Source organism: Phycisphaeraceae bacterium (assembly GCA_020639155.1).
Taxonomy (GTDB): domain Bacteria; phylum Planctomycetota; class Phycisphaerae; order Phycisphaerales; family UBA1924; genus JACKHF01.
On record JACKHF010000001.1, the window covers coordinates 2,140,856 to 2,157,008 of the forward strand.

General features: G+C 55.7%; 15 protein-coding genes and 2 tRNA genes. 6 read left to right on the plus strand and 11 right to left on the minus strand.

Annotated features, from left to right (window positions below):
* The first annotated feature begins 28 nt into the window (after nt 1–28).
* The 3 genes from H6815_09005 to H6815_09015 all read left to right on the plus strand — a co-directional run bounded on the left by H6815_09005 (nt 29) and on the right by H6815_09015 (nt 2,601).
* Nucleotides 29–115, plus strand: a tRNA-Ser gene (locus tag H6815_09005).
* 58 nt (nt 116–173) lie between these two features.
* Nucleotides 174–248, plus strand: a tRNA-Met gene (locus H6815_09010).
* Between the two features lie 265 nt (nt 249–513).
* Entirely contained in the window at nt 514–2,601 is a 2,088-nt protein-coding gene (locus H6815_09015) for a S9 family peptidase (GenBank protein MCB9860579.1), read from the plus strand.
* A 102-nt stretch (nt 2,602–2,703) separates the two neighbouring features.
* On the opposite strand, the gene H6815_09020 is transcribed toward H6815_09015, so the two are convergent.
* Nucleotides 2,704–3,297, minus strand: coding sequence for a hypothetical protein (locus tag H6815_09020; GenBank protein MCB9860580.1), 594 nt, complete (start codon nt 3,295–3,297; stop codon nt 2,704–2,706).
* Nucleotides 3,298–3,531: 234 nt separating this feature from the next.
* Nucleotides 3,532–3,972 (minus strand): hypothetical protein, encoded by a 441-nt coding sequence (locus tag H6815_09025; GenBank protein ID MCB9860581.1) that lies wholly within the window; start codon nt 3,970–3,972, stop codon nt 3,532–3,534.
* A gap of 357 nt (nt 3,973–4,329) precedes the next feature.
* Here H6815_09025 and H6815_09030 point away from each other — a divergent pair, with 357 nt between their 5' ends.
* Nucleotides 4,330–4,896 (plus strand): transposase, encoded by a 567-nt coding sequence (locus H6815_09030; protein ID MCB9860582.1) that lies wholly within the window; start codon nt 4,330–4,332, stop codon nt 4,894–4,896.
* A gap of 285 nt (nt 4,897–5,181) precedes the next feature.
* Nucleotides 5,182–6,006, plus strand: a complete 825-nt coding sequence (locus H6815_09035) for a hypothetical protein (GenBank protein ID MCB9860583.1) — start codon at nt 5,182–5,184, stop codon at nt 6,004–6,006.
* 97 nt (nt 6,007–6,103) lie between these two features.
* Here H6815_09035 and groL read toward each other — a convergent pair whose 3' ends face one another.
* The 4 genes from groL to H6815_09055 all read right to left on the minus strand — a co-directional run bounded on the left by groL (nt 6,104) and on the right by H6815_09055 (nt 9,109).
* A complete protein-coding gene (gene groL, locus H6815_09040; GenBank protein ID MCB9860584.1) occupies nt 6,104–7,738 on the minus strand; it encodes a chaperonin GroEL in 1,635 nt (544 codons plus the stop codon).
* Between the two features lie 51 nt (nt 7,739–7,789).
* Nucleotides 7,790–8,059 (minus strand): hypothetical protein, encoded by a 270-nt coding sequence (locus H6815_09045; GenBank protein MCB9860585.1) that lies wholly within the window; start codon nt 8,057–8,059, stop codon nt 7,790–7,792.
* A gap of 12 nt (nt 8,060–8,071) precedes the next feature.
* Complete coding sequence (locus H6815_09050) at nt 8,072–8,395, minus strand: co-chaperone GroES (protein MCB9860586.1); 324 nt, start codon at nt 8,393–8,395, stop codon at nt 8,072–8,074.
* 99 nt (nt 8,396–8,494) lie between these two features.
* A complete protein-coding gene (locus H6815_09055) occupies nt 8,495–9,109 on the minus strand; it encodes a response regulator (GenBank protein MCB9860587.1) in 615 nt (204 codons plus the stop codon).
* Nucleotides 9,110–9,333: 224 nt separating this feature from the next.
* Between H6815_09055 and rmuC the strand changes: the two genes are divergently transcribed.
* Complete coding sequence (rmuC, locus tag H6815_09060; GenBank protein ID MCB9860588.1) at nt 9,334–10,767, plus strand: DNA recombination protein RmuC; 1,434 nt, start codon at nt 9,334–9,336, stop codon at nt 10,765–10,767.
* A 5-nt stretch (nt 10,768–10,772) separates the two neighbouring features.
* On the opposite strand, the gene H6815_09065 is transcribed toward rmuC, so the two are convergent.
* The 5 genes from H6815_09065 to H6815_09085 form a co-directional block, all read right to left on the minus strand.
* A complete protein-coding gene (locus H6815_09065; GenBank protein MCB9860589.1) occupies nt 10,773–11,219 on the minus strand; it encodes a hypothetical protein in 447 nt (148 codons plus the stop codon).
* A gap of 8 nt (nt 11,220–11,227) precedes the next feature.
* Nucleotides 11,228–11,947: an aminodeoxychorismate/anthranilate synthase component II gene (locus H6815_09070; GenBank protein ID MCB9860590.1), complete on the minus strand. Its 720-nt coding sequence runs from the start codon at nt 11,945–11,947 to the stop codon at nt 11,228–11,230.
* 197 nt (nt 11,948–12,144) lie between these two features.
* Nucleotides 12,145–13,092 carry a hypothetical protein gene (locus tag H6815_09075; protein ID MCB9860591.1) on the minus strand — a complete coding sequence of 316 codons (948 nt, stop codon included), beginning with the start codon at nt 13,090–13,092 and terminating at the stop codon, nt 12,145–12,147.
* 371 nt (nt 13,093–13,463) lie between these two features.
* Nucleotides 13,464–14,672 carry a hypothetical protein gene (locus H6815_09080; protein ID MCB9860592.1) on the minus strand — a complete coding sequence of 403 codons (1,209 nt, stop codon included), beginning with the start codon at nt 14,670–14,672 and terminating at the stop codon, nt 13,464–13,466.
* 65 nt (nt 14,673–14,737) lie between these two features.
* Nucleotides 14,738–16,057 (minus strand): hypothetical protein, encoded by a 1,320-nt coding sequence (locus tag H6815_09085; protein MCB9860593.1) that lies wholly within the window; start codon nt 16,055–16,057, stop codon nt 14,738–14,740.
* Nucleotides 16,058–16,153 lie beyond the last annotated feature (96 nt).

The following is a 16,153-nucleotide window of genomic DNA, read 5'->3' on the forward strand; positions in this document are numbered from 1 at the left end:
ATGGAGCATTGCAGTCAGTGAATCTGTTGGAGAGATGCCAGAGCGGTTGAATGGGCCGGTCTCGAAAACCGGTGTGGCGCTTGCGTCACCGTGGGTTCGAATCCCACTCTCTCCGTTGCAAATGCTGCGATTGTGAATACGATCGCAACTCAGGTTTCAGATTCCTTCTTTGCGGCGAGGTAGCTCAGCTGGTTTAGAGCGCTGGATTCATAACCCGGAGGTCGGGGGTTCGAGTCCCCCCCTCGCCATTCGTTCGGGGCAGACAACTTCATTCGCCGATGGCAACTGGAAGCTGGTTGTCATTGAGCCGTCTCGCGTGCCAACGGGAACAAACGCACGCCCGATCGAGATAGAACAGACAACAGGAGGTGTTCAATGCACGCAGTATTGGCGAGCAAACAGGGCAGCATGTGCCGAGTGTCGATATGCGCATCGTTGGGTGCGCTGCTGAGTACATTCGCAGGGTGTGTGATTTCATCGCACGATGGAACCGCCATCAATGACACAGGTGTGATGGGCCGGATGGATGCGGTGCAATATCCACCCACATACCGGGCTACAACGAACAATGTGTACTTCGGTGTGGAGGTGCCCTCGCCGTATCAGTGGATGGAGGACCTCGAATCCGTGGATGTCGACAACTGGATCGCAGATCAGAACTCGATCTCGCTCCCATATCTTGCAAGCCTGCCGTACCGAGAAGAGATCCGTGATCAGTACGAGAAGCTGATCAACTACGAGCGGTACTCAGCGCCAGGCAAGTCTGGCGGGCGGTACTTCTACTCGTACAACTCCGGGCTGATGAACCAGAACCAGTTGTTCGTGATGGATTCGCTTGATGGCGACGCGCGGCTGCTCATTGATCCAAACACATTTAGCGATGATGGCACGGTTGCGCTCGGCGGAACCGAGGTCAGTGATGATGGCAGATACATTGCGTATTCGAAGCAGATCGGCGGCTCCGACTGGCGCACGTGGTACGTGCACGATATCGAGTCGGGCGAGGATACCAGCGACGTACTCGAGTTCATCAAGTTTTCCGGTGTGAGCTGGTCGAAGGACAATGCCGGGTTCTACTACAGCCGGTATCCGTCCGAGGGCGGGACTGATCTCTCCAGCACAAACGAGAACCTGAAGGTCTACTACCACACACTTGGCACGCCGCAGAGCAACGACAGGATGATCTATGAACTCCCGTCACACCCCCGTCGTGGACCGTACGCAGGTGTGACGGAGGACGGTGATTATCTCATTATCCAGGTACACGAGGGATTCAACGCAAACGCCATCCATTACAAGTCGCTGACCGATGACCGCGCGTCTGTTGTGCGCTTGTTTGACGAGTGGGATGCGCAGTATGACTTCCTTGATAACGATGGCTCGACCTTCTTCTTCCTGACGACAAAGGATGCGCCAAACTGGCGTGTTGTTGCGATCGATGTCAACCAGTCCAATGCTGGCACGGACCCATCGCTGTGGCGCGATGTTGTCCCTGAAGGTGCTGAAGCGATCGACAGCGCAGCGTTTGTTGGTGGCCGACTGATCGTCCGCTACCTGAAGGATGCCAAGTCTGTTGTCAGGGTGTTTGAGAAGGACGGCAGCTTTGTTCGCGACGTGGCGCTGCCCGGCATCGGTACAGCCAGTGGATTCGGGGGTCGCGACAATGATCCGGAGACATCGTTTGAGTTCTCCAGTTACACCAGTCCGCGCACGGCTTACACCTATAACGTGCAGACCGGCGAAGTCTCGCTCTTCCGCAAGCCGGAGATTGATGTTGATCTCGACAAGTATGTGGTCAATCAGGTGTTCTACTCAAGCAAGGACGGCACTCGGGTGCCGATGTTCCTCGTGCATCGCAAGGACATCGTGCTCAACGGCGCAAACCCGACACTGCTGTACGGGTATGGCGGGTTCAATGTTTCGCTGACACCCGGGTTCAGCACATCCCGCGTCCTCTGGCTTGAGATGGGGGGTGTCTACGCGGTCCCGAACCTGCGTGGCGGCGGCGAGTACGGCGAATCGTGGCACGAGGCTGGCACCAAGCTGAACAAGCAAAACGTGTTCGACGACTTCATCTCGGCTGCCGAATGGCTGATCGCCAACGGATACACACGCCCGGACAAGCTCGCGATCCAGGGCGGTTCCAACGGTGGGCTGCTTGTGGGCGCGTGCATGACACAGCGTCCAGATCTCTTCGGTTGCTGCCTGCCCGCGGTTGGCGTGCTCGACATGCTCCGGTACCACACGCCGACAATCGCGCGTGCGTGGTCAACAGATTACGGTCTGAGCGAGAACGAGGACGAGTTCCACGCGCTCTACGCATACTCCCCGCTGCACAACGTGCGGGAGGGCACATGCTATCCGCCGACACTGGTGACAACAGCCGATCGCGATGATCGCGTCGTCCCGTGGCACTCGTTCAAGTTCACTTCGGCGCTGCAGCACGCGCAGGAGTGCGCAAATCCGATCCTGATCCGTGTTGAAACAGACGCGGGGCATGGTTCGGGCAAGCCGATCTCTAAAGTGATTGAGGAGGTTGCTGACGAGTGGGCGTTTGTCGCAAAGGCGCTCGACATGCACCCCGAATTCCACGCAAACTAAGCATTCAAACAACACCGCGTCAAATGCACAAGCCCGGGGACCGCAATCCCCGGGCTTTCTTTCTCGTACTGACTCGTATATCAGACACCCTGCTCAGCAGTGTCAGCTGGAATGAACCTTGCGACGGCGCCGGCACAGCACGATCGAACCTGTCGCAAGCATCGCACATGTTGATGGCGATGGAATCACTGTTGCGCCGAATGTTGCGACCGACGCACTATCGGTTAACCTGAGTATGCCCGCGCTTGTGACGATGTTCGGAGCGCCGAGAAGACTCCACTGCAGCGTGTGTCCGGTGCCGGTCAGCAACTCAATCGATGTCAGCATCTCCCACGATGCAAGCACGTTGTTGCCCGGACCGTTGAAGAGATCGAAGGGGAGCGGCCCCGCGCGCGAGAACCCGACAATCGCGAGATCATTGTTCACGAACGTGCGCGTGGGGGTTGTGAACGTGTACGTGCCAAGACCGTCGATCTCGATCTGCGCCCAGTCGTGATGGACGAACCATCCAGCGTTGAATGGCAGATCAATGCGACGATTGGTTTGCCCCGTTGCTGTGATCGTGAACGCGCTCTCTGGAAACGCCACGTTGTCGAGCGTGCCAGCAGCCGTGCCCGAGTGCGTGAACGTGATCGGGTCACCCAGAGCGCCCGTTGCCACAAGTGCTGCAACAGCGAAGGACAGGTGGTGCCTCATGGCGTGTCTCCGTGTATGTGGATGATGCAGAACGAGACATGAGCACGAACGCAGAACCGGCCCGTGCGCGAGAAACTCTCACCACGAGGATCGGTCCAATCGATATCAGACATGAGAGCGGGCGTCAGCGCCACGTCCGAATCGGGCGCAGATCACGCAACTTCTGCGCGAAATGTGAAGACAAAGAGTTTCAACACCCGGGGATTGCAATCCCTGTGCGTTGATCGCAGAAACTCAGAGTTTCCCGCCGGACCACATCATGACAACCACGCTTGCGATGAAGAGGATGGTCCCTCCGCTTGCGAGTGCGATAGACCTGCCGAAGATGCCGCCGTGGCGCCAGCCGCCCAGCGCGAATCCCATGCCCAGCGCGATCGGCACGATGACCCACATCCACGCTTTGACAGTCGATGCATAGTCAGGAGCGCGGGCTGCGTTGCCGCCGAGATGTGGCAGCAGCAGAAACAGAAACGCCGCGCATAAGAGTGACCCAATGCTCTCCCACGGCAGCTTCGCGAATATGTCGTCGATCTCAGATGGTTGGGGCGTGTCTGTCGCCAGCCCGCACTCGGGGCACACGTCAGATGTCAGTCCAGCGAATGAGTACCCGCATCGCCAGCACGATGTCCGCGCACTCTGTTCGCACTCTTGCCCGGTTGTCTGTGTCCCATCCACGACACGAGTGTATTCGCAGACGTGCGGAAACAAGTTCCGTGTGTGCAAATGCGCATCACCCAAGATCAGCCGGATGGATCGCCTGATCCTTGTACTTCTCGATCCAGTCCCTCGCTTCATTGAGTGACTTCGGGAATGTGGATGATGCAGAACGAGACATGAGCACGAACGCAGAACCGGCTCGTGCGCGAGAAACTCTCACCACGAGGACCGGTCCAATCGATATCAGACATGAGAGCGGGCGCCAGCACCACGTCCGGATCGGGAATGTAACACGCAACTTCTGCGCGAACAGTGACGATCAACGCCCAGGGATTGCAATCCCTGGGTCGGTATGGTTCTGTCTACAGTCCTGCTGTGACACCTCCCTGGAACGACTGGTACCACTGCAACGGAAACACGTTCGGGACGTGGGTGCGTGGTGACGAGCGAGGTTGGCGCTCCCGTCGTCATCGCGAGCATGTCGAGGGAGATTATCACAACCCGCCCCCGGTCGAGAAGTACGCAAAGGAGCGTGCGTACTCAAAGCAGATCATGAAACGTGAGCCGGTTGTCCTCACACAAGCTGCGCAGGATGTTGCGTGTGCGCGGATGGTTGAGGCATTGCACCATCACACAATCGAGGTCGCGGTGTTGTGCGTCGATGACCATCACTTCCATGTGCTCGCACGGGTTCCGGATCACAATCCACGACGCTGGATTGGTATCGCGAAAAAGGAGAGTGCAAGAGCGCTCTCGCGAGCGAACCTCGTCAGCCCGGGTGGCGTGTGGGCGGTTCGGTTTCGATGCCTGCCCATCACAAACAAGGCGCACTTTGAGAACGCGCAGAAATACATCGCGGATCACGCGTCTCGCGGCGCGAGTGTGTGGATGCGACCCGATACGAACGCAGCAAGCCCAGGGATTGCAATCCCTGGGCGTTGAAAACCGGGAAAAGACGCATCACACGGGATCTGGCAGCTCGATCGCGGGCGCGCAGCAGCGCGGGCACGGCCGGCGTGCACCGAGATGCAGGCTCGGTCGCTTGAACGAATACTGACACGCCAGACACACAAACGGCGCCAGTCCATATTGAGTGATGCGGTGACGCCGGTTGCTGGATGGGGGACGGTGGGGCATGGGGGAATAGTTGTGTATTCGATGTGAGCGGAACTGATAGGCGACTGTGAGTAGGAGATGGCTGCTAAAGGGGTGTAAAATCATTTCGTAATGAGTGAAGAACATGTATCCCCTTTGCAAGATCTCGTTTCTGCAGCAGAAGCAGAAATGGCACATCAACTCAAAATAGCCAGAGCAGCCTTTACGCACCCAGGTGACAAGGGATTTTCAGTTGAGGCGGCAGTCCGAAAATTTTTAGCTACATATTTACCAAGAAGCATGAGCGTTGGGCATGGTGAGGTAGTTGATAACGAAGGGCATAGATCTAATCAGACTGATGTAGTCATAATTAGTGATGATCATCCACTAATTTTCCCCCTAGAGCAACCTGGATTGTTTTTTATCGAAGGAGTCCGCGCGGCAGGTGAAGTAAAAAGTGTGTTAACGGCAGAAAATTTAGCCTCTGCTGTGGCTGCGTCAGGAAATTTTAAGCGATTGAAGGCCCAACCTGGTCATGGGACGATGGTGAGAGCTTCGCATAGCGATCTGTCAAGGTATGGTCATAATGCGCCGTATTTTCTTATTGCATTAGAATGTAAAATGTCGCCAAATCGGATTGCGGAGGTATTACGTGAAACAGTGGTTAATGACATAACTCTATCAAACAACATGTTTGATGCAATTGTTGTTCGTGGAGTTGGGATGTGGGTGAACATGATGGATGGGCGCGGAAACTTTTGCTATGTTGATTCGACTGGCAATCCTGCCACAGGATGGATTATGATTAAGAATGATCATCTCCTGTATGATTTTTTGTCTTGGCTTACATGCTCAATGCTTAATCCAGTTCGATCTGAAAATATCCTTCCACGATATCTAATGCAGTCGGGATCTCTTGAAGAGATACGCAATAAAGTGAAGAAATCATCCACATGAATGCAAAAAGTGCGGGGAGGACATTAATGTCCCCTCCCGCACAACAGTTTGAATACTGTAGTGTGATTCAAATTCTGCCGATCAGGCAGAGCCTGCCTCAATAATCCATATCGTCCATGCCCGCGCCTGCGCCGGCGGTCTTCTTCTCGTCCTTGATCTCGACGATCGCAGCATCGATGGTCAGGAGCAACCCGGAGATCGACGCGGCGTTCTGCAGCGCGACGCGCTCGACCTTCGTCGGCACGATCACGCCCATCTTCACGAGATCGCCGTACTCGTGCGTGAGCGCGTTGAACCCGTAGTTGGTGTCCTTGCTGGCTTCGATCTGTGCGCCGACGAGCGAGCCGTCGAGCCCGCAGTTAACCGCGATCTGGCGGATCGGTGCAGCCAGTGCGCGGAAGACGATGTCAACGCCGGTGCGCTCGTCGCCGACGAGCTTGTTGCGGAGCGTGTCGAGCGCCTTGCGTGCGCGGAGGACAGCAACGCCGCCGCCGGGCAGGATGCCCTCCTCGACCGCAGCGCGGCATGCGTGGAGTGCGTCCTCGACGCGGGCCTTCTTCTCCTTCATCTCGACCTCGGTCGCAGCGCCGACGTTGATCTGCGCAACGCCGCCGGCGAGTTTGGCGAGACGCTCTTCGAGCTTCTCACGGTCGTAGTCGGATGTTGATGCTGCGACCTGTGCGCGGATCATGTCGATCCGGCCCTTGATGTCGGACGCCTTGCCAGCGCCCTCGATGACGGTCGTGTTGTCCTTGTCGACGACGATCTTCTTGGCGCGACCGAGATCCTTGAGCTCGAGTGTCTCGATGTTCAGGCCGAGCTCTTCCATGACAGCTGTCGCGCCGGTGAGGATCGCGATGTCCTGGAGCATCTCCTTGCGACGATCGCCGAACCCGGGTGCCTTCACCGCGACGACCTTGAGTGTGCCGCGGATCTTGTTGACGACGAGTGTTGTGAGCGCTTCAGAGTCGATGTCTTCTGCGACGATGAGCAGTGACTTGCCGGACTCAGCGACCTTGCCGAGGATGGGGAGCATGTCGCGCGCGTTGGAGAGTTTTTTCTCGTGGACGAGCACGTACGCGTCTGTGAGTTCCGCTTCCATGTCCGAGACATTGGTGACAAAGTGCGGCGAGAGGTAGCCCTTGTCGAACTGCATGCCCTCGACGAGTTCGACCTCTGTTTCGAGCGACTTGCCCTCTTCGACGGTGATGACGCCGTCCTTGCCGACCTTGTCCATGGCGGTCGCGATGATGTCGCCGATCTGTGTGTCCTGGTTGGCGCTGCATGTGCCGACCTGCGCGATCTCGCTGGACGCGGAGACCTTCTTGGACATCTTCTTCAGTTCGTTTGTGACTGCCACAACAGCCTGATCGATACCGCGCTTGACCGCGTTTGCGTTCGCGCCGGCGGTGATGTTCTTCAGACCCTCCTGGAAGATCGCTTCGGCGTAGACGGTCGCGGTGGTGGTGCCGTCGCCCGCGTCCTTTGAGGACTTTGATGCGACTTCCTTGACCATTTGCGCGCCCATGTTCTCGTACGGATCGTCGAGCTCGATCTCCTTGGCAACGGACACGCCGTCCTTGGTGACGGTGGGAGCGCCGAAGGACTTCTCAAGCACAACAACGCGCCCGGACGGGCCGAGCGTGACCTTCACTGCTTTGGCGAGTTTCTGCACGCCTTTGAGGATGCGGTCGCGTGCGTCGTTATCGAATGCAATCTGTTTGGGAGCCATTGTCTTTCGTTTCCTTTTCTTCACACTGCGCTGCAGTGCAGATGTGTTGTGTTACTTCGCGTTTGAATCGTTGTCTGTTGGGATATGACGGATGACGCGTGACGGGGCGGGCTTGCGACCTCTGCGAGCGAGCGTCCTGCCGTACGTCGGCACGGGTGCCGAGCGCGTGACTGTCACGATCTCGCTGTACGTGCCCGTGTCGAGCGGAACAATGCGGGGTTCTGTCTCGCCCGCGATCCACAGCCACGAACCGAAGACATCGCGATTCTCGCGCGATGTGTGCTCGGGCTGGGGAGTGGAGTTGTCCGCGTTGTCTGTCATGTGTGTTTGTGATTAGTCGTCGATGATGGCGAGCACGTCGTCCTCGCTCATGATGAGCATCTCAACGCCGTCGAGCTTGATCTCGGTGCCTGCGTACGAGGAGAAGATGACGCGATCGCCCTTGTTGACCTGCAACGGGACGCGCGTGCCTGTTTCTTTGTTGAGCGCGCCATCGCCGACAGCCTTGATCACGCCGGTCTTGGGACGATCCTTGCTGGACTCGGGCAGGTAGATGCCGCTCTCTGTCTTCGTTTCGGCTTCGTCACGCATGACGATGATCTTGTCGTGCAGTGGTTTGACGTTGATCTTTGCCTTGGTTGCTGTCTTCGTTGCCATCGATGTCTTTCTCCGAATGAAAAACCAGTGTGTTGCGTGCGTCGATCACTGCCCGGTGTTCGGATCGACGCACGCGCGATCCGACCGGGAGTGATGTCGTTATGCTGTCGAGCTTCCCGGCCAGCGCCCCGCGTAATAACGCGACAGGCATCGGCGGAGCACTTCCAGCAGAATCTCGGTATCGGTCGGTGTGGTGGGGCGGTCCACGACTGCGAACGCGCCGGAGCGCAACGCTTCGGTGACCTCGCGACGATCGTCGCGCGCCGAGTGTGCTTGTTTCACAATGACGGTTGGCGGCGGCGACGGCAGGCGCGACAGATAGCGCAGCAGCTTCAATCCGCCCGTATGCACATGACCAGACGCGCCCTGCTCGTGCATGGGGAGCCCGAGGTCGACAATCGCGATATGGATGGGCGACTGTTCGAGCAGTTGTGCTGCCTGGTCACCACAATGGGCTCGCAAGGCTCGCACACCCATCGGCGCGAGCAGTTGCGGGAGCGCGTCAGCCCACGAGTCGGAACGCCAGCCGGTGTAGGTCAGCAGCAGGTTGAGTCGCGGCATCATGCCCTGGGTCTGGTTTGGTCCGGGCACGGGGCAACTGTGCCCATTGTGGGCAGAGAACTGCTCGCCTGACTGTGGACCAATGGCCACCATGCCATCGGAATCTGCAACCGGCGTGCCTGTTTGATTTCGAAGGGCTTCCAATGATCGCACACGGGTAGTTGAACAGGGGCCAAATTCGCCTGTGTTTTGACGAAAACGAGGCAGAACCGACAGGAAGTGCGGTGGTCTGCTGGGATGGATGGGTATCAAGACGCACGAATCCAGCTAGGAAGTGTCAGTTTGGCAGGCGCAGGATTGCTTCAAAGAACTGTCAGATCAATGAGAGACGGGCTGAGAATGGACGGGTTTCGTTCGTGCGGGCTCTATGATGCTGGATGGACCCGCTCTCGATTGTCTTTGGTGTGATCGCGCTCGTATTGCTTGGCGTGAGCGTGTGGCTGATGCTCGATCGTGCTAAGGCGAGAGAAAATCTTGCCCGCAGCGATGAAGTTCTAAGTGCTGCAAAGTCAGCTCTTGCAAGTCGCGAAGTCGAACTGAAGGAACTGGTTTCTCGACAGCAGCAGAGTGAGGGTGCGAAAGTCGATCTGGAACGGCAGCTGGCGACCGAAAAGGCTGAACGTAGAAACGAAGTGCAGCGCATTCAGGATCTCAGTGCAAAGGACTTAGAGTCAGCTCAACGAGAGCGCGAGCAACTAAAAGCAGATATTGAGAAAATGAACGAGCAACTGACCCAACGGTTCCGTGCTCTTGCTGGCGAAGTTCTTGACAACTCTCGAAAAGCACTAGCTGAGCATCATGATGTGCAATCGAAGTTGGCTGGCACAGAGCTAGTAAAACGTGAGAAGGCATTTCTTGATCTGTTGAAGAAGAACGAAGACAGGATCAAGACGTTTGACGAGGCACGTATCAAAGGGGAATCTCAAATTGCTCAACAGCTTGAGCATCAGATCGCGGCAACACTGCAACTGGGGGACAAGACTGAGCGCTTTACTAAAGCCATGTACCGCCCAGAGGTGCGGGGCAAGTACGGTGAGGTGCAGTTAAGAACAATGCTGGAGAAGGCAGGCTTAAAGAGTTACTGTGATTTTAAAGAACAGTTCACAGTTCAGGGTGAACGTACAACTGCTCGACCCGATGTAGTTGTCAGTCTTCCCAATGAGCGAGTGATCGTTATTGACGCAAAGGCTAACTATGACGGATATATGAATGCAGCAAATGCGGATGATCCTGAAGAGCAGGAGCAGCATCTGAAGCAGTTTGACAGGAACTTTTCCGATCAGATCAAGTCTTTGTCTAAGAAGTCTTACGAGAACCTCGTAAAGGGATCAATTGATTATGTGGTAATGTTTGTTCCTGGTGATCAGGTTCTTGACACAGCATTGCGGCGACAACCTGATCTTATTGATCGAGCGCAAGATATGCATGTGGTACTTGCAAGCCCGGCTTCCTTGATCTGTCTTCTGAATGCGGTTGCACTTGGTTGGCGCGAGAAGCAGCTTGCAGAAAATATGCATGAACTGCAAGAGCTTGGTAAGGATCTTTATGAAAGGGTCACAATCGCTATGAAGCATCTTGTTGATTGCGGAAAATCGCTTGATAGTGCTGTATTTAGCTACAACGCATTTGTCGGTAGCGCCAAGTCGCGCATGGTTCCAATGATGCGAAGATTTGAGCAGCAGCAGCTTGTAAAAGGGAAAGACAAGTTTAAGATGCCTAAAGAGATTGAAGACGAGGCAAGGGAACTACTACTTCCAGAAATAGACTCGTCCGAAGATCCAATAGCTGATGACCTAGACGATGGGAACTGATTTAACTAACCGTTTGTCTGCGTGAATGTGGAGTGCCCCGCGAGTCCGCATGCGACGACATCACCGTGGTTGAAATCGCTCGCCTGCTGGCGAGCATCGGTGAGCGTGCAGTGGAACGGCACACCCGCATCAATCACGACGACGTTGCGCGACGGATCGGTCGAGACGACGCGCCCCTGGATTCGCCGCGGTTTGCCGATGACGGGGTCGATGTACTTGCCGCCGGTGCGGACCACGTCGACGCGCTTCGCCTGCGCGTGGATGGTGCCGATACACCGCTTGCCGACGGGCGTGCTCACACCAGCCGCGCAGACAAGATGCATCTGGTACGAGGTGTTGGGGTAGGTCATCACGACCAGGGCGGGCTGTGTCGCGGTGGCGTTCACAGTGCCTGCGAACGTGCCTCGGGCGAGTGCGGGGTCGATCTGCGTGGTCGGGGCGGGGTGGATCATGGCTGACATTATCCCTGCTGGGTGCAATGTTCGAGTGTTGGAACCGTATCGGCTATCGGCAGTGTGACATTCCGAGGCTGGTCGCCCATGCGCAGGAAGTTCGCCAGCAGTGCGTGCCCGCACGGTGTCATGAAGCTCTCGGGATGGAACTGGACTCCGAGTAATGGCTGCTTGTCTGGATCATTCCACTCACGAGCCAGTCCCATGACGAGGCGTGTCGTCGAGCCGTCGGTGTTCGTCTGGTCGAGCCACGCGTTGACGCGCCACGCTCCGTGCTCGTCTGGTTCCGGCACGTCTCTCGCATCAATCGCCAGCGAGTGGTATCGCGCGACGATCATGGGCGATTCGATATCAGCAAAGATGCCCGAGCCATCGTGGTCGATCTCGCTGGTCATGCCGTGAACCGGCTCGTCGTACTGCTGCACGGGCATGCCATGGATCGCGCCGATGCACTGATGCCCGAGACACACGCCGAGGATGCTGATCTTTCCAGCACACGCACGGACGATGTCGTTGGAAGCGCCAGCTTCATCAGGCGTGCACGGTCCGGGTGAGAGAACAACGTGGGAGAGACCGCGGTGGCGCATCGCCAGCACGTCAGCCGCTGCGATCTCGTCGTTTCGCACAACGACGAGCGAGGTGCCTATGCGCAACGACGGATCGACCTCCGCAAGCCGGTGCACAAGGTTCCATGTGAAGGAATCGTGGTTGTCAATGACGAGAATCACGGGCAAGTGTAGTGCGGGTTGTGACGTTGCAGGGCGGTTGGGGATGGAGGAGAGGGAATGAACCACGGAGACGCGCAGACACAGAGGGAAGGTTGAAACGTGACTCCTTGATAAGGGACCGCTCCGCGGCCACTCCATCTTTACTGGTTGCGGTCTTTGGTGTAATGGTTAGGTTAGGCTTGCCATGATTTGATTCTTCACGGACATCCTTCCGCGAACTTGTTGCCGAAGCAGATAAAGTCGAAGATATTCATTCTTCCGTCGTTGTCGCAGTTGGCGTACACGGTTCTCTGGCTGAACTGCTCAGCAAAGCAGAAGTAATCGAGGACATTGAGCTCATCATCGCCGTTGCAATCCGCATAGCAGAACGCGGGAAGTGTTGCAAAGAAGGGTCGATACTCAAGCTGCGTTCCAGTCCAGCGAGCAGCAATACCCGCCATCATCGTGCCATCGAAGCTGATCGTGTCGATGGTCCAGAGCTGCCATTCTCCGGTCGAGATGCCATACTCCTCAAAGAGCACATCCTGGAGATACCGCGCACCATTTACCGGGTCCCAGATAGTTGCTCCGTTGAGGAGAGGAGGTGGCCCAGCGTTCCCAGTTACACCGACGACGCGCCAGCCATCACCGCTGACCATATCTGTACGACCGCCAGCCACAACAGACGGGATGTGGTATGCTTGCCATCCGTGATATTCTGTCCAGCGAGAAAATGCAACAGTACATATGAAATCCGGTGTTGTTTGTCCAACACCAACTCGTCCGTCAGCCGAGGAACCAAGAATCCTGCTAAAAGAACCACATCCCGGGAGATCACCGAGAAACTCCCACCCAATACCTTCTCGCCAACGTACAGCTTCGAGTCCCCCAGTCAAAACATTTCCTGCACTACCAAGAATGGTATATGGCACATTCACGTCGGCTGGCCCAGTTATGAGGGCGCCAGGTGGTCCCCCTAAGTTTTTCAGTGTATTGCCATCAAAGAGAAAAGGGACATCGGCACCAGAACCATTGTCAATGAGTTGTCCCGTAAATATATAGCCATACTCAGCATCAGAGACATCAGTTGCAATTGCTTCTTCATAAGGCTGTGGAGTCTCAAAGAGGAGAAATGGTCCTTCGCCATCAATCCAAGCCACAGGCATCTTTGGTGTGTAGTTTGGCGGCGCTGCCAAAGACCCAGAAATATAACGCCCGTCCCTCGAAGTTCCATTCGCACTGGCAATCCAATCAGCACCGGGCTTCGGAAGTACATTCCATCCCTTTTGTTGTGACCATGTAACACCAGACGCAGAAGTTAGATTCGCATCGATAAAAGTCCCAACAGCAGTTCCAGAATCGGTGACTGTAAAAAAACCAAACTGTAGAGTGCTGAGAGACGGCGGCAGGTTGTCCATAAGCACGAGAGAAGCTTGCTGGGCTGATGCAGTTGTGCTCAGCATCAGCAGCACGCACAAGCCCCAGCCGCATCTTTCGAAGCGGCTGGAGCGTGTCCTGCCTTTGAAGGAACAATGATTCACGGGCATCCTTCAGCGAACTTGTTGCCGAAGCAGATAAAGTCGAAGATATTCATTCTTCCGTCGTTGTCGCAGTTGGCATAGATGCTCTGCTTGTTGTACTCGTCGATGAAGCACAGGTAGTCCCAGATATCCAGTTCCTTGTCGGCGTTGCAATCGGCGTAACAGAACGCTGGTAGCTTCGCAAGAAACGCTTCTAGCTCGTTACTCTCATTGCTGCCAAGTCCAGCGATGTACTCACCGTTATCCGAGATTGCTAGTACAGACCCTAAGTTCAGCCAATTAACGAAGACGCCATGCTGAACTTCAAGGATTTCTCGCAGTGATACCCAGCCATCACGTGGATTCCAGATTGCCGCACCGTAAGCATCCTGCTTGTCACCTAAAATGAAGCCATCATCGGACATAGCTTGAATTCCAGCACCTTGCCCGAGGTCCTGCCATCCATGAAAACGAGTCCAGCGGATATTATGCATCGCGTTGCTCGCATCGAGAGAACGTCCACACGCGACACGCCCATCTGCCGAAGAATCGGAAAAACTTGCGAAATACGGTGGTACTCCCGAGAGGTCAGCGAGAGTTTCCCAAGTATTTCCTCGTCGCCAGATTGCGCCTTCCTGCCCCAAAGCAGTTTGTGCCGCCCCGAAGCCAATCAATCCGTCGTTCGATATGCCGCCCAACGAAGCAGGACCGCCACCGGTAATGCTCCCTGTACCTCCAGGGATGCCTCCAAGGAAAGCGAACTGCTTTAAGTCATTGAGCATGAACATTTCGTTCCCGCTCTGGAGTATCATATATGTGCCGATAATCGTGGTTCCGTCGGGCGTGATATTGGTAGCAATAGCATGGTGGTTTGGCATGAGTTCGATGAGATTGTGTGGCTTGCGGTCAATCCAGATAACAGGATTGTTCATTGTATTGACGACCTGTCCAACCAAGTAGTTTCCTGTGGCGTCAGCATCATATGCAACAATAGCAATGTCATTAGCTCCAAATCCTTGAAGAAGTTCATGTCCGCCATTGAGCGTCCAAGTGTAACCTAAATCGCGCGCAGGATTCGTTGTTGCCAACAAGCCAAGAACTGTTCCATTATTTGTAACATGAAGTGGATAATCAAACGAAACAGGTTCGCTGACAGGATACTGTCTTCCCATCGGGTAGAACGCCGCTTGCTGGGCTGATGCAGTTGTGCTCAGCATCAGCAGCACGCACAAACCCCAGCCGCATCTTTCGAAGCGGCTGGAGCGTGTCCTGCCTTTGAAGGAACAATGATTCACGGACATCCTTCAGCGAACTTGTTTCCGAAGCAGATAAAGTCGAAGATATTCATTCTTCCGTCGTTGTCGCAGTTGGCGTACACGGTTCTCTGGCTGAACTGCTCAGCAAAGCAGAAGTAATCGAGGACATTGAGCTCATCATCGCCGTTGCAGTCCGCATAGCAGAACGCGGGAAGTGTTGCAAAGAAGGGTCGATACTCGAGCTGTGTTCCAGTCCAGCGAGCAGCAATACCCGCCATCATCGTGCCATCGAAGCTGATGGTGTCGATGGTCCAGAGCTGCCATACTCCGGCCGAGATGCCATACTCCTCAAAGAGCACATCCTGGAGATACCGCGCACCATTTACCGGGTCCCAGATAGTTGCTCCGTTGAGGAGAGGAGGTGGCCCAGCGTTCCCAGTGAACCCGACGACGCGCCAGCCATCTCCACTCACCTGCTCTGCTCTTCCTCCAACAATGTTTCCTGGGATGTGGTACCACTGCCATCCGTGATATTCGGTCCATCGCGAAAAAGCCTGGGTGCAGATAAGTCCCGGTGTCGCCTGTCCAACACCAACGCGAGCGTCGGAAGAGGCGCCAAGCACGCGGCTAAAGGAAAAACAGCCGGGCAGGTCTCCAAGAAACTCCCACCCAATACCTTCTCGCCAACGTACAGCTTCAAGACTTCCTGTCAGAATGTTTCCGCTCGTGCCAAGAAACGCCCCGGGAGTATTGATGTCAGCGATATTCGTGTTTCCGCCTTGTGGGCTGCCAAGATTGGTGATCTTCTCCCCGTCAAACAGGAACGGGACATCAGCGCCCGGACCATCGTCGATGAGCAGCCCCTCAACAATATAACCATATTCTGCGTCTGAGACGTCAAGCGCAAATGCTTGATCGTATGGTTCAGGCGGTTCGAAGAGCACAAAGGGTCCCTCGCCATCGATCCACACTATCGGCATCGCTGGCGACAAGTTCGGGGGGGGAGCAGCAACCCCAGTGATGTATCTTCCGTCTCGTGAAGTTCCTTGAGCCGAAACATTCCATTCCGGTCCCGGCTTTGGCAGCAGTGTCCAACCCTTCTGTTGTGACCATGTGATTCCGGTCCCAATGGGAGCTGATTGTTCAACAGAAGTTCCAATGACGGTTCCGTCATCCGTGAGAGACAAAAATCCGACCTCGTAGGAGAGGAGATTGGGCGGCAGGTTGTCCATAAACACGAGAGAAGCTTGCTGGGCTGATGCAGTTGTGCTCAGCATCAGCAGCACGCACAAACCCCAGCCGCATCTTTCGAAGCGGCTGGGAGAACTTGTTCTTCCAGCATGATCTAGCGACATTCAGCACACTCCATCTCCAGAGTGTACTTCATCTGTCAAGGTCCGGTTTCATCATTACGACACTGGATTTTGAGAGCATGGTCATGGTCACATAAG

Bases quoted from the DNA above. Each gene is read 5' to 3' on its own strand.
- H6815_09015 (MCB9860579.1), top strand. From the start codon at position 514: ATGGGCCGGATGGATGCGGTGCAATATCCACCCACATACCGGGCTACA.
- H6815_09020 (MCB9860580.1), bottom strand. From the start codon at position 3,297: ATGAGGCACCACCTGTCCTTCGCTGTTGCAGCACTTGTGGCAACGGGC.
- H6815_09035 (MCB9860583.1), top strand. From the start codon at position 5,182: ATGAGTGAAGAACATGTATCCCCTTTGCAAGATCTCGTTTCTGCAGCA.
- groL (MCB9860584.1), bottom strand. From the start codon at position 7,738: ATGGCTCCCAAACAGATTGCATTCGATAACGACGCACGCGACCGCATC.
- H6815_09045 (MCB9860585.1), bottom strand. From the start codon at position 8,059: ATGACAGACAACGCGGACAACTCCACTCCCCAGCCCGAGCACACATCG.
- H6815_09050 (MCB9860586.1), bottom strand. From the start codon at position 8,395: ATGGCAACGAAGACAGCAACCAAGGCAAAGATCAACGTCAAACCACTG.
- rmuC (MCB9860588.1), top strand. From the start codon at position 9,334: ATGGACCCGCTCTCGATTGTCTTTGGTGTGATCGCGCTCGTATTGCTT.
- H6815_09065 (MCB9860589.1), bottom strand. From the start codon at position 11,219: ATGATCCACCCCGCCCCGACCACGCAGATCGACCCCGCACTCGCCCGA.
- H6815_09075 (MCB9860591.1), bottom strand. From the start codon at position 13,092: ATGCCTGTGGCTTGGATTGATGGCGAAGGACCATTTCTCCTCTTTGAG.
- H6815_09085 (MCB9860593.1), bottom strand. From the start codon at position 16,057: ATGTCGCTAGATCATGCTGGAAGAACAAGTTCTCCCAGCCGCTTCGAA.